Annotated in this window: 11 protein-coding genes; 7 read left to right on the top strand and 4 right to left on the bottom strand. The window is 39.7% G+C overall.

Translation table 11 applies throughout. The features are described from left to right. Window positions 1–116 precede the first annotated feature (116 nt). The gene (locus tag AY605_RS06420) at window positions 117–785 is read left to right on the top strand and encodes a class I SAM-dependent methyltransferase (RefSeq protein ID WP_064095617.1); all 669 of its coding nucleotides are present in this window, start codon (window positions 117–119) and stop codon (window positions 783–785) included. A 61-nt stretch (window positions 786–846) separates the two neighbouring features. Here AY605_RS06420 and AY605_RS06415 read toward each other — a convergent pair whose 3' ends face one another. Next, window positions 847–1,269: a hypothetical protein gene (locus tag AY605_RS06415; RefSeq protein WP_064095616.1), complete on the bottom strand. Its 423-nt coding sequence runs from the start codon at window positions 1,267–1,269 to the stop codon at window positions 847–849. Window positions 1,270–1,403: 134 nt separating this feature from the next. After that, entirely contained in the window at window positions 1,404–3,233 is a 1,830-nt protein-coding gene (locus AY605_RS06410) for a phosphoenolpyruvate carboxykinase (GTP) (protein WP_064095615.1), read from the bottom strand. A 415-nt stretch (window positions 3,234–3,648) separates the two neighbouring features. Between AY605_RS06410 and AY605_RS06405 the strand changes: the two genes are divergently transcribed. The 4 genes from AY605_RS06405 (at window position 3,649) to groL (ending at window position 7,508) form a co-directional block, all read left to right on the top strand. Beyond that, a complete protein-coding gene (locus AY605_RS06405; protein ID WP_064095614.1) occupies window positions 3,649–4,587 on the top strand; it encodes a diacylglycerol/lipid kinase family protein in 939 nt (312 codons plus the stop codon). Further along, on the top strand, window positions 4,568–5,344 hold the full coding sequence (locus AY605_RS06400; protein ID WP_064095613.1) for a metallophosphoesterase family protein: 777 nt from the start codon (window positions 4,568–4,570) through the stop codon (window positions 5,342–5,344). The genes AY605_RS06405 and AY605_RS06400 overlap by 20 nt, the downstream gene beginning before the upstream one ends. Window positions 5,345–5,513: 169 nt before the next feature. Beyond that, on the top strand, window positions 5,514–5,804 hold the full coding sequence (locus AY605_RS06395; protein WP_064095612.1) for a co-chaperone GroES: 291 nt from the start codon (window positions 5,514–5,516) through the stop codon (window positions 5,802–5,804). A gap of 69 nt (window positions 5,805–5,873) precedes the next feature. Beyond that, on the top strand, window positions 5,874–7,508 hold the full coding sequence (groL, locus tag AY605_RS06390; protein ID WP_064095611.1) for a chaperonin GroEL: 1,635 nt from the start codon (window positions 5,874–5,876) through the stop codon (window positions 7,506–7,508). A gap of 399 nt (window positions 7,509–7,907) precedes the next feature. Here groL and AY605_RS06380 read toward each other — a convergent pair whose 3' ends face one another. Continuing rightward, on the bottom strand, window positions 7,908–8,282 hold the full coding sequence (locus AY605_RS06380; RefSeq protein WP_064095609.1) for a hypothetical protein: 375 nt from the start codon (window positions 8,280–8,282) through the stop codon (window positions 7,908–7,910). A 541-nt stretch (window positions 8,283–8,823) separates the two neighbouring features. On the opposite strand from AY605_RS06380, the gene AY605_RS06375 reads away from it, so the two are divergent. After that, window positions 8,824–10,632, top strand: a complete 1,809-nt coding sequence (locus AY605_RS06375; protein WP_064095608.1) for a YadA-like family protein — start codon at window positions 8,824–8,826, stop codon at window positions 10,630–10,632. 69 nt (window positions 10,633–10,701) lie between these two features. Here AY605_RS06375 and AY605_RS06370 read toward each other — a convergent pair whose 3' ends face one another. Beyond that, window positions 10,702–11,196, bottom strand: coding sequence for a copper resistance protein NlpE (locus AY605_RS06370; protein ID WP_064095607.1), 495 nt, complete (start codon window positions 11,194–11,196; stop codon window positions 10,702–10,704). Window positions 11,197–11,436: 240 nt separating this feature from the next. On the opposite strand from AY605_RS06370, the gene AY605_RS06365 reads away from it, so the two are divergent. Beyond that, window positions 11,437–12,591, top strand: coding sequence for a helix-turn-helix transcriptional regulator (locus AY605_RS06365; RefSeq protein WP_064095606.1), 1,155 nt, complete (start codon window positions 11,437–11,439; stop codon window positions 12,589–12,591). The last annotated feature ends 310 nt before the right edge of the window (window positions 12,592–12,901 follow it).

Below are 12,901 nucleotides of genomic sequence, written 5' to 3'. Positions count from 1 at the left end.
CCTTTTTCAAAGGAGGGAACTCTGATCGTTATTTTTGGATGGAGTTTCCCCTCTTTTTTAAAGAGGGGTTAGGGGAGATTATTTAAAGATATAAATACCAATTAAAAAGAAATCCAATGAGCTGTACTTTCCAATTCCCCAAAGCCCCCGAGCATTTACTTCAAGTCTTACATGAGGTAATCCCTGGTTGTGAGTTGCTGGCACAGCAATTGCCTGAAACGCCAATTTCACTTTGGCTGATTCCACCAGTATTTCCGGCAGATAAGCTGGATGATGAAGTAATTCGTCGCATCTGGAATGATACGCCGTACTGGATCTTCTGCTGGGCATCAGGATTGGCGATGGCTCAATGGCTATTGGCAGAGCCGCATCATGTCAAAGATAAGGTGGTGCTGGATTTTGGTGCAGGGTCGGGTGTAGTAGCAATTGCCGCAAAAATGGCGGGCGCGAAACGTGTGATTTGTTGTGACATCGATCAGGTCAGTCTGGAGGCATGTCGGGCCAATGCTGAGCTGAATGATATCGAGCTTGAATATCTGGATGATCTATATAAAGCCGAGCAGGTGGATATTCTGTTAGCTGCAGATGTGCTTTATGATCAGTGCAACCGTTTCTTCTTGGACGAGTTTTTAAAATTTGCCCCTGAGGTATGGGTTGCAGATAGTCGGGTCAAAAACTTTAGCCATCCCCTATACGAAAAACTGGAGGAACGCAGCGCAACGACCTGGCCAGATTTAGATGAATCACCCGAGTTTCGTAATGTCAGTTTTTATAAAACCCTTTAAAGTTTAAAAATAAAAGGGCTGTTAGCCCTTTTATTGCCTCATTTTAAATAAGTATCAGTGATTAAGAGCAAGTATAACGAATTACACGCATGATCGTCGGACGGGCATCTAAGGCTTCGCGTGCACCGGGGTTATCGCTATTATATAAATCAGGTGTATTACTTAAGCTGATTTGCGTACGGCTGTTCCCTAATTGTCGGCCATATTGTTCTTGTTCCGCAGTGGGATTGGGAATTTCATTTATGCTTAGAATCTGGATATTGTAAGTTTTAGAGTTGCCTAAAACCTGTCTGCAAGCGGCTTGCAGGCGGTTTCCATCTTGGCTTGGTCGCCCTGCGAGTGTATAGCTCAGGGTCGCAGCATTTTCTGAACGCTCCAGGACTTCATAACCTGTCTGGCCATTAAATTGTTGTGGTGCTGTCTGGCATGCGCTGATGAGTAGACTGCTGAGACCTAATCCTAAAAAAATTGTGGTTTTATTCATAGTTATATTCCCTGATGTATTGTCCCGAGTATGCCATAGTTTGCCAGATCTGTTGATCTGGCGAATTGTGATCAATTGTTTAGACACCTAATAAAAAAGGCCGCTTACGCGACCTTCTTAAATTAAATCAGCACTTAAGCAGATTTAACAGCTTCAAGTAATTCAGCTTGACGTTTTTTCAACGCTTCAGGTAAACGATCACCTAATTTGTTAAATAATTCAGTGTGGCTTTCAAGCTCTTTGATCCATTGATCTTTGTCTTGAGAAGTTACCAGGTCAAACTGTTCTTTAGAGAAATCAGTACCGTTCCAGTTCAACTGTTCGTAAGTTGGAACACGGCCAATTGGAGTCTCAACAGCAGTTGCACGACCTTCACAACGGTCAATGATCCACTCAAGAACACGCATGTTTTGACCGAAACCAGGCCATACGAAGTTGCCTTCAGCATCACGACGGAACCAGTTCACGTTGTAGATACCTGGAAGCTTGTTGCCTGCAGCAGCAGCTTTCTCGCCCACTTTCTCACCCATTTCTAACCAATGCGTGAAGTAGTCAGCCATGTTGTAGCCAGCAAATGGCAGCATCGCGAATGGGTCACGACGAACAACACCTTGTTGACCAACAGCAGCGGCAGTGGTTTCAGAACCCATGGTTGCAGCTTTATACACGCCATCAACCCAATCAATAGCTTCTGAAATTAGCGGTACTGTGTCTGCACGGCGACCACCGAAGATGAACGCAGAAATTGGAACACCCGCTGGATTTTCCCAATCAGCATCGATAGAAGGGCATTGACCAGCAGCAACGGTGAAACGAGCGTTTGGATGCGCTGCTTTTTCTTCGCCAGTGTGTGGTTGACCTTTCCAGTTGGTCAGGTTAGCAGGTGCTTCTTTAGTCAGACCTTCCCACCAAACTTCGCCGTTGTCAGTCACAGCAACGTTGGTATAGATCACGTCTTTGTGCAGTGTAGCCATACAGTTCGGGTTGGTCTTGGTATTAGTACCAGGCGCTACACCGAAGAAACCAGCTTCAGGGTTGATTGCGTATAGACGACCGTCTTCACCTGGTTTGATCCAGGCAATATCGTCACCTACAGTTTCAATCTTCCAGCCTTCGTAGCCTGCTGGTGGAATCAGCATCGCGAAGTTTGTTTTACCACAAGCAGATGGGAATGCAGCTGCGATGTAGTGTTTTTCGCCTTGTGGATTTGTCACGCCAAGGATCAGCATGTGTTCAGCTAACCAGCCTTGTTGACGACCCATATAAGATGCAATACGTAAAGCTAGGCATTTTTTACCAAGCAATGCATTACCGCCGTAACCAGAACCGTAAGACCAGATTTCACGCGTTTCTGGATAATGCACGATCCATTTTTCAGGGTTGCAAGGCCAGGCAACGTCTTTTTGACCTTCTTCTAAAGGTGCACCAACTGTGTGTACACATGGAACAAATTCGCCATCAGTACCCAAAACGTCATAAACAGCTTTACCCATACGAGCCATTTTAGACATGCTGACTGCTACATAAGGAGAGTCAGTCAGTTCGATACCGATATGTGCAATATGAGAACCTAAAGGACCCATAGAGAAAGGTACAACGTACAAAGTACGGCCTTTCATAGAACCGTCGAACAAACCGTTCAGGCGAGCACGCATTTCAGCAGGCGCTTCCCAGTTATTGGTCGCACCAGCGTCTTCTTTGTTTTCTGAACAGATATAAGTACGACCTTCAACACGAGCAACGTCAGAAGGATCAGAATTTGCAAGATAAGAACCCGGATGTTTCTCCTGGTTAAGCGCTTGCATTGTGCCGTTAGCGATCATCAAGTCGATATAACGTTGATATTCTTCTGCGCTACCGTCACACCATTCAATTTTTGCTGGTTTTGTCAATTTAGCAATTTCTTCCACCCACGCAATAAGCTTAGGGTGACGAACGAATTCTGGTGCGTTCACTTGGGTCATGGTGAGGCCTATCTCAAATGTGTACAAAATGTTGTACAAAGTACAATCTGGTCAATAAAATACTGACCAGATGAAATATGAAAAAAAAGTGGCTGTATTAAAGCATAAAATCGTAAAAAAAATAAGACCAAAGAAGCGTTGGATTTTATTTGGAATATTATGCTATTTTCTATTTAAATATAGAAAAAACAGTTAGATATAAATAAATTCAAAGACTTAATATTGTATTTATTAATTTTATGTATAGTATTTATTTTAATTATTTTATTTAAAATCAATAATATAAATAAAATGGTTTAATCTGGTTTGTCATTGATTAAATAAATGGTCACTATTTGAATTTTACATAAAGCCACTATTAATTGTGTATGAATTGGACAAAATGCCAATAGGTCTACATTAATCTGAACAAAAAATGTCTAATCAATCTAAACCCTTATCGATTATTTATAACCATAATTCTGGTTTTCGTTTACTCGATCAGCAAGAAAATTATAAGCAATTGATGGAAATTTTTTCAACGCATGGTTATCAGATTAAAAGCTATGAAATCAATGATTCACAGCAATTTAAAACAATTATGGCCGAAGTTTTGCTGCGCCATCAGCAGTCTGTCGAACCTGGGGTAGTGGTCGCAGCTGGTGGAGATGGAACATTGAACTCTGTCGCAAAGCATTTGCTTGAAACGCAGATTCCGGTAGGTATTTTGCCCTTAGGTACTTTTAATTATGTAGCAAGGTTGCTGGGTATTCCTTTGGACTTGGTTGAAGCCGCACAAGTCATTGCCACAGGTCAGATTAAATCTATTCATGTCGCTCGTATTAATCAGGAAATTTATCTGAATAATGCCAGTTTGGGACTCTATCCTTTATTTATAAAAAAGCGTGAAGATTACAACCGGATCTTTGGGCGGCTACCTATACATGCCTATACCTCTGCGCTAGATGTGCTGATTCGCGATCGCAAAGAATTAAAACTCAAAATCTGGGTAGATCAAAAAAAATACCCGGTTAAAACTCCACTGATTTTTTTTGGTAATAATCCACTACAACTGGCCGAAATGAAAATGCGGATTGCTCAGGCAGCGGAACAGGGGAAGGTTGCCGGTGTCGTGGTTGCTAAAAGTGACAAAATGACGTTGTTTAAGCTGGTATATCAGCTCATCCGGGGCAAGATTGATGAAGCATCGGATGTGTATAGTTTTGCTGCGGATCAGGTACGGATTGAATCTAGACGTAACAAGCTGATGATCGCCATAGATGGGGAGACTGTAGAAATGACACCTCCTCTAAATATTTCAGTTTTAAAAAATGCTTTAAATGTAATGGTGCCGCATGATTCTACATCTTTCTGATCTGCATTTTGGTACAGAAAGACCGGAGTGTTTAAAAGCGATTCAGCAATTTTGTCAGTCTCACCCATTGGAGGCGGTAGTGGTGAGCGGCGATCTGACGCAACGTGCGCGTTTTGGTCAGTTCTTTGACTGTAAGAAATTTCTGGATCAACTTGATACACCCTATATGGTAATTCCAGGTAATCATGATATTCCGCTTTATCATTTGTGGAATCGGTTTTTCAATCCATTCACCCGCTACCAGATTTTTTTTGGTGAACTGGAGCCGGTGTTTGAAACAGAAAACTTTTACCTGATTGGCGTGAATTCAATCCGACGCCGGTATCATACCAAAGGACATTTATCGCTTGAGCAGATTCAACGTATTGATATGAAGCTGGCTCAAGCGCCGGTTTCCAAACTAAAAATCATTGTCAGCCATCAACCTTTTTATGTGCCTTTTCAAAACAAGCGCGGTTTCAAGGACAGCCCACTGATGGCTAAAATTGCGTTACAAGCCTGGGCGGAGCATGGCCTGTTTGGTGTGTTGCATGGACATCTGCATCAACCAGCGACTTATGACCTGAACCAGATATTTGAGCTAGGACTGGATCATCCGGTTTACGATGTACATGCGGGGACTTCTGCCTCAAATCGTCTGCATCAAAATGAACCTAATAGCTTTAACCTGATTGATGCCACAGGAAACATTTCTCAATATCTGTTCGATGAAATGGCACAATCTTTTGTGTTTAAAGCTGATCTGCCCAAGAAATAGACGAAAATTAAGAATTCTTTAAAAAAAACCAATTTTTTTTCATTTTTGCCCTTGAAGCGTTTTATTCCATCTCCATAAAAGTGACATCAAAAATTTTTGATGATGACCCATGGAATAATTAAGTCGTCATCAGTGACCTTAAAAAAGACTTAGTCTGATGGAGTTATTTATGAGCAACATTCGTCCATTACATGATCGCGTTGTTATTCGTCGTGTTGAAGAAGAAACTAAAACAGCGGGAGGGATTTTACTTCCTGGTTCGGCTGCTGAAAAACCTGCTCAAGGGGAAGTTATTGCAGTTGGTAATGGTCAAATCACCGACAATGGTGTACGTGCACTAGATGTAAAAGTTGGCGACAAAGTATTGTTCGGTACGTATGCAGGTACTACTGTAAAAGTAGACGGTGAAGAGCTTTTAATCATGAAAGAATCTGACATTTTAGCAGTATTAGAAGCTTAATCTACGCTAAAAAGTTTTATTCGTTCCAAATCAGATTTTGTAAAGATACAATAATATTCGGAGTCAAATATGTCAGCTAAAGACGTAAAATTTGGTGATTCAGCTCGTTCAAAAATGATTGCTGGTGTAAACACCCTTGCAGATGCAGTAAAAGTTACGCTTGGTCCTAAAGGCCGTAATGTTGTCATCGATCGTTCTTTTGGTTCGCCGCACATCACTAAAGATGGTGTTACTGTAGCCAAAGAAATTACTTTAAAAGACAAGTTCGAGAACATGGGTGCTCAACTTGTTCGCGAAGTATCTTCTAAGACCAATGACATCGCAGGTGACGGTACAACGACTGCGACTGTTCTTGCTCAAGCAATCTTGAACGAAGGTATCAAGTCAGTAACTGCGGGTATGAACCCAATGGACTTGAAACGCGGTATCGATATTGCAGTACGTTCTGTTGTTGAAAACATCAAGGCAACTGCAAAACCAGCATCAGACTCTAAAGCTATTGAACAAGTAGGTTCGATCTCTGCTAACTCTGATACGACTGTAGGCCAGCTGATTGCGCAAGCGATGGAAAAAGTAGGCAAAGAAGGCGTGATCACGGTTGAAGAAGGTTCAGGCTTCGAAGATTCGCTAGACGTAGTTGAAGGGATGCAGTTCGATCGCGGTTATATCTCTCCGTACTTTGCAAACAAACAAGATACTTTGACAGCAGAACTTGAAAATCCGTTCATTCTTCTTGTTGATAAGAAAATCGGTAATATCCGTGAACTGATCACTGTACTTGAAGCTGTTGCAAAAACTGGCAAACCGCTGCTGATCATTGCTGAAGATGTTGAAGGTGAGGCACTAGCTACACTTGTGGTAAACAACATGCGCGGCATCATCAAAGTATGTGCAGTGAAAGCGCCTGGTTTTGGTGATCGTCGTAAAGCAATGCTTCAAGATATCGCGATCTTGACTGGCGGTACTGTAATTTCTGAAGAAATCGGCATGCAGCTTGATCAAACAACACTTGATCACCTGGGTACAGCACATAAAGTAACTGTGTCTAAAGAAAATACTGTAATTGTCGATGGCGCTGGTGATGCAACTCAGATTTCTGAGCGTGTACAGCAAATCCGTGCACAGATTGAAGAGTCGACTTCAGAATATGACAAAGAAAAACTTCAAGAGCGTGTAGCGAAACTTGCTGGCGGGGTTGCTGTCATCAAAATCGGTGCTGCAACTGAAGTTGCAATGAAAGAGAAGAAAGATCGCGTAGACGATGCGCTTCACGCGACTCGTGCTGCAGTTGAAGAAGGTGTTGTTGCTGGTGGTGGTGTTGCTCTGGTACGTGCAGCTAAAGCACTTGAAGGTGTAACAGGCGCGAACGATGACCAGAATGTAGGTATCAACATTCTTCGCCGCGCGATCGAAGCACCGCTTCGTCAAATTGTATCTAACGCGGGTGATGAGCCTTCTGTAGTGATCAACGCTGTTAAAAATGGCGAAGGTAACTTTGGTTACAACGCTGCAACTGGCGAATACGGTGACATGCTAGAGATGGGTATTCTTGACCCAGCGAAAGTAACTCGTTCTGCACTTGAGCACGCTGCATCTGTAGCTGGCCTCATGTTAACAACTGAATGCATGATCACTGATATTCCAGAAGACAAACCTGCGATGCCTGATATGGGTGGTATGGGTGGTATGGGCGGTATGATGTAATTCATCAGCTGATCATTTCATAAAAAAATCCCCGCAATTGCGGGGATTTTTTGATTAAAAAATATGGTTTCCTTTAATAAGTAAAATTAAGTGATTGATTGAAATTGTTTTTTGCTTATGAACCAGGTCACAGTTTTATAGACAAAAGTATATTTTTGTGGCTTTTTTATTGGTTTTTTATTGTAGATGGTTTATGATTTAATCAAATATTGATTTATTATTTTAAGTATGGAACAGAAAAAAAAGGCATGTTTAGGAACTTGTTATGATCCTATAGATTCAGTGGTCATTAAAAAAAATGAGCTGAAAAGATTATATGCAAAAATAAGAGAATATGAAGATTTGCTTGAGATCTACAGGAAGGAGAAGCAACATTATATGAAGCTTCTACATAATAAATTATCTTAGAATTTCATCTATCAATGAAGTAACCAGTTTCTTTTGAGAATTACTTAATCTTCTGAATTTCAATAGAAAATCTAAATCCATTGACTCTAATGAATTACTATTAGGTGTGTTTATTTGATCAATGTCTCCAAAACGTAACCATTGATTAGATACATTTAACCATAAGGCTAATATGGCTAACTTATCCTGATTAGGAATTGCTTTACCTAATAACCAGTTATTGGCTGACTGTACACTGATAGGTTGACCATTGTAACGGTTGTTAAATTCATTCGCCAAGTAAGTGGGACTAATAGGATGCTTTGCTTCCAGCAAAGCTTTATTTAAGCGTTCAGCAAATAGCTTTTTTTCTTGTTGATTACTCATAATCCAAAATAAATCATATACCTTTTTGTATTTTATGCTTTTTGTACAATTATTTGTTTATTAAATTGTAGCTTTAAAGTTAAATTAATCAAAAAACAAAAAATATATTAAATAAAAAACAAACTTGTGATCTCTATCCAAGGTATCACCTCCTTTTTGTAGCGGCCTCCTAAGATGAAAAGGACTATTGAGATACGAAAAGTTATTTATTAGATTAACTTAATTAGTAAAATTTCCACAAATTTATATCAACTTTCACTTTATATATATTTTTTTGCGTATCGTATTTTATAATTAACTAATTGAAATTAATAAATATTTATATTTTGTTAATACCTCTAGGTAATTATTGCTTTAAAATTAAATCAAATATTGATTGATATTATTGTTTCTTTTTGTTTATTATTGCTGCAGAACCGCTATGACAGCGGTTTGTAGTGGATGGCAGTCTCCAGAACAACCAGACATTCAAATCAGTTTTGCTGGTTTACATCAATCCTAGGGTAGACCAGTCTTTTTATAAAAATTGAAGGAAATTTATATGAAATTTCAAAAGACATTATTGGCAGCAACTTTAGCATTTGCAGCTTTCACTTCTACAAATGCAGCACTTAATAATTTACCTGATCCAGTGAAAGCAGATGCTTGGGTTTATCAGAATGCTGAAGGTGATGTGGTACTTAAGTTAGCCAATGGTAATGAGGGATATGAGTACTGGAACCTTGAATTTAATGAAGATACAAATAAATACGAATTTGGTTCGGTTGTAGCAAATGGTCAATTACCTGCAGGTTATGAATTAGCGTTAGGGGGTCAAGTAGACTCTCAAACCGATTCTGATGCTGGTGGTGTAGTTGATCATGGTATTACGCCTAACAATAATGATGAAGGTGTTCTGCATGTTTGGTCTCAATCTCAAAACCAAACAGGTACTGCTGCATATGAAGAGAAATTTGTAGAAGGTACATTCATTAGTGCTGATGGTAATGTTGTTATCGAAGTGGAAGCATATAATGCAGAAGGTGGCAACCAAGTAAATACTGGTACTGTTAATACTTTAGTAGCTGGCGCTTTACCAAATGAATTAACTGGTAAATCTAATACGCAGTTGGAAACTCACGGAGTTTTAGCCTATAACCTTGACTTTGCTGCTAATGGTAAAGTTACAGGTACTGGTGCTGCATTAACACATAATGGCTTGGGTCTAGCTTCTGTATCAGATTTTGATGGGCAGGCTTACGATAATATAGAGATTGATGCTACTAAAGGTACTGTGACAGCTTCCATCACAAAACCAAATGCTGATGTAGAAAAGTTCGAAACACGTTCATACCGAGATGACAAAGATAATACCTATTTTGAACTTGTAGGTAAGGGGCTGTATCAAGTAAATCAAGATGGGACTGTTTCTGCATCAAATGCAAAAATTAGCACACTTACACAATATGCGACAGGTGTAGCAGACGTTGCTACTGGTACAACTGAAAGTACGACGGTAACTAAGAGTGTTAATTCTAACGCAGTTGTTTATGGCGAATCTAAAAGTACTCAAGCAAGCGCAACAAATGTGCTTATAAGTAGCGCAGTTGCAGGTGGCATTTTTGAAGAAGGCGACCGTTTCGGTTTAGGTGATGTAGGTACAACTACAGAAGTATCTTCCCAATCAGTAACTACTGGTATTGTAAAATCTGAAGATGGTAAAAATACTTATGGTGTAGTTGTTTCTCAAAAAGAAACTGGTAAAGCAGATAAGTTCACAGAAGTAAATGCAGATGGTATCAACACTACAGGCGTAATTAATGCTGCTGACTTCCAGATCGGTGGTGTAAGTATCGTTCAAAATATTCAAACTTCTGTAGGTGAAGCAACTCAGGAAGTTGTGGCACAAGTTGAAACTCAATTAGCTGCAAATCAAACATTCGTAACCGAAGCTGTAGCTGCAGTTGATGCAGGTTTAACAGCAGCGGCAACAGACCGCCAGGCGATTCGTGCTGCAGCTGTAGAGGGGGATGCAGCAACTTTAGCCTCTGCAAATGCTTATACTGATAATGCAGTTGCAGGATTCAATAGCCGTGTTGGTCAATTGAACAGCCGTATTGATGATGTAGAGAAGACTTCTTACCGTGGTATCGCTATCGCGTTAGCGACTCAACAACAAATTCCTAACATCGGTGCTGGTCAGTACGCAGTGTTTGGCGGTGTAGGTCACTATGAAGGTGAATCTGCTGCTGCTCTAGGTGTTGCAAGTGTTCTTGCTGATGGTCGTACTTCTCTAAGCGCTGCACTTGGTTTCGGTGGTAGCGAAGTTGGTGGTCGTGTAGGTGTTTCATATGTGTTTGGCGGTAAATAATTTAAGCTTAGCCTGATTGAAACTAAAAAATCCCCGCAATTGCGGGGATTTTTTTATATGTTTACAAAATTAAGATGCAGATTTTTTAACTAATTTATAATTTAAATTACTGTCAATTTTTTTACCTGATTCTACATCACGTGCTTCAATAAAATTTTCACCCACAAAAAACTTACGATTGTCAGCATGGTTATCTAGAGTAATGATTGACGGATCTTGAGGGTCAAAACTGAAACTTCCTTTAGTCTCAAACTCATTCTTTCCAGTTTTACCCAAATATTCTTCATTGAGCTCATAGGTTTTATCCGGATGTAGGTCTAATTCAACTTTAATTCCTTCGCAGTCAGCACAAGGGAAAACACCTCCGTATTCACCCGCCCAGTCTAGTGAGGTTTGTGCGCTATCAGCACGAGCCATGTTGGTATCTGCAGTGTTTTTTTCCATGGTTGCCGGGCTTGATTCAGCATTATTATTCATCGGTTCATTATTATTTGGCTTTGAACATGCGCTTAAGGCTACTGCAAGCGTGACTGCTGTCGCTGCAATAAGTGGTAGTTTTTTCATTGTTCGGACCTTATTGATTTAGTTGCTATCACTTAGCTTAAAAGTAGTCTGTACAGATAACTAGGGCAATCCTGTTAATGTTTGATTCATTAGGTGAATGAGGCTGAAGTTACTCCTAGTTGAATAGAATTAAATAATTTTTATCAAAGTTCAAAGTAACTTTATGCTGTTTCGTTCTGGGATTCTGAACGCTATTATTAAGAAAATAATGATAATGATAATGATAAAGAGCAGAGGATAATGAAGTTAGAACGAGAAAATAATCTGATCGCAAAAATTTATGATGCTGCTTTATTGCCGAATCTATGGCTGGATGTAATCAAAGATATTGTGAACCATACTAAAAGCAAGAGCGCAATTTTTACCGGTCTGGATCAGCTTAATCCAGGTTATGATTTTGTGTATACGCATAATATCCCAAATGAAACTCTGGCCGCTTATCAAGATGACCGAATCAGAGTAGTTGATATGAAACTGCATATGCCATTATGGAATGGAAGCGAGATAGGAGAGGCATTAAGTCAAAGCTGTCAGCATTATGCCCAGCATCCGGGAACCGATCACTATGTATTCTATGAAAAATGTTTAAAACCGAGTGGTATCTGTCATCTGGCAGGAGTACTGCTGGATCGGGGGAATTATCGTTGGGCAGTATTGGGTATTCATCGTACACGTGAAGTGCAGCCTTTTGCACAGGTTGAGCTGGATTTTTTAAGGCGTATCAGTCTCCATTTACGTCGGGCTTTGCAAATTCATCGGCAAATCAATGTCATCCAGCAAGATAATTTAAGCTTGTATACGGTACTGGATAATTTCAAGACAGGAATTTTACTGCTGGACCAAAATTTGTGTTTAAGCTATTCCAATCCGGTTGCACAAAAGATGCTAGATCAAAGTTCATGTCTTGATTTAGATATGCATAATCGTCTGAAAGCCGCTTCTGGGCAGCAGACACGTCTCGATCAATTGCTGGAAAGTGCTTTACTCGAAGATGCGGCTATTCACACAGAAGCAGGCGGGGTTCTGGCGCTAAGTGATACTATGGGCGCGCAACTCATGCTTACAGTGGTGCCCTTTAAGAAATTAAGGAATATGCAACATCTACAGTCTGCCCAACATCAGGTTGCATTATTTATGACCCATAAAAGCCAGCATTATTCACTTTCAAGAGCTTATCTACAACAGTGCTATCAACTTTCTAAACGGGAATTTGATTTATGTGAGTTGTTGATTAATGGATATAAAATAGAAGATATTGCAGAGCAGTGTGGCATTACCCTTAGTTCGGTTCGGACTTATTTTAAAAATATCTATGAAAAAACCCATTGTTGTTCGCAAATCGAGCTGATGCATTTATTGATGGGCTGTACGATTCATTTTGAACATGTTGATTAAAATAGTTAAATTTAACTTTAAAATTTAATCGAGTTTAGCCAAATTATTTGGCCTACTCTGAGTAAAATGAGTGCTTATATCTACAGTTGAAAATATGATGATTATCATAATATTTGAGAGACATACTTGATTTTTGCCAGCCTGTTGCAGGGCTTTCAAGGTCTGAATCTTCCTTTATTTCGTACCATTTTAAAGCTAAGAGCATAAATCGTTTTATGATTTATTTATCAGTGGGGAATTAAATATTAGAACTATAAATTAATCTTTCATTTGAAAAATCTAATTATACAAATATAGATTAATTGGTTGT

Origin of the sequence: Acinetobacter sp. SFD (genome assembly GCF_001647575.1) — a bacterium.
Taxonomy (GTDB): Bacteria; Pseudomonadota; Gammaproteobacteria; order Pseudomonadales; family Moraxellaceae; genus Acinetobacter; species Acinetobacter pecorum.
Note: the sequence above shows the minus strand (reverse complement) of the source record. Positions and strands in the feature narration are given on the sequence as shown.

Bases quoted from the DNA above. Each gene is read 5' to 3' on its own strand.
- AY605_RS06420 (WP_064095617.1), top strand. From the start codon at position 117: ATGAGCTGTACTTTCCAATTCCCCAAAGCCCCCGAGCATTTACTTCAA.
- AY605_RS06415 (WP_064095616.1), bottom strand. From the start codon at position 1,269: ATGAATAAAACCACAATTTTTTTAGGATTAGGTCTCAGCAGTCTACTC.
- AY605_RS06410 (WP_064095615.1), bottom strand. From the start codon at position 3,233: ATGACCCAAGTGAACGCACCAGAATTCGTTCGTCACCCTAAGCTTATT.
- AY605_RS06405 (WP_064095614.1), top strand. From the start codon at position 3,649: ATGTCTAATCAATCTAAACCCTTATCGATTATTTATAACCATAATTCT.
- AY605_RS06400 (WP_064095613.1), top strand. From the start codon at position 4,568: ATGATTCTACATCTTTCTGATCTGCATTTTGGTACAGAAAGACCGGAG.
- AY605_RS06395 (WP_064095612.1), top strand. From the start codon at position 5,514: ATGAGCAACATTCGTCCATTACATGATCGCGTTGTTATTCGTCGTGTT.
- groL (WP_064095611.1), top strand. From the start codon at position 5,874: ATGTCAGCTAAAGACGTAAAATTTGGTGATTCAGCTCGTTCAAAAATG.
- AY605_RS06380 (WP_064095609.1), bottom strand. From the start codon at position 8,282: ATGAGTAATCAACAAGAAAAAAAGCTATTTGCTGAACGCTTAAATAAA.
- AY605_RS06375 (WP_064095608.1), top strand. From the start codon at position 8,824: ATGAAATTTCAAAAGACATTATTGGCAGCAACTTTAGCATTTGCAGCT.
- AY605_RS06370 (WP_064095607.1), bottom strand. From the start codon at position 11,196: ATGAAAAAACTACCACTTATTGCAGCGACAGCAGTCACGCTTGCAGTA.
- AY605_RS06365 (WP_064095606.1), top strand. From the start codon at position 11,437: ATGAAGTTAGAACGAGAAAATAATCTGATCGCAAAAATTTATGATGCT.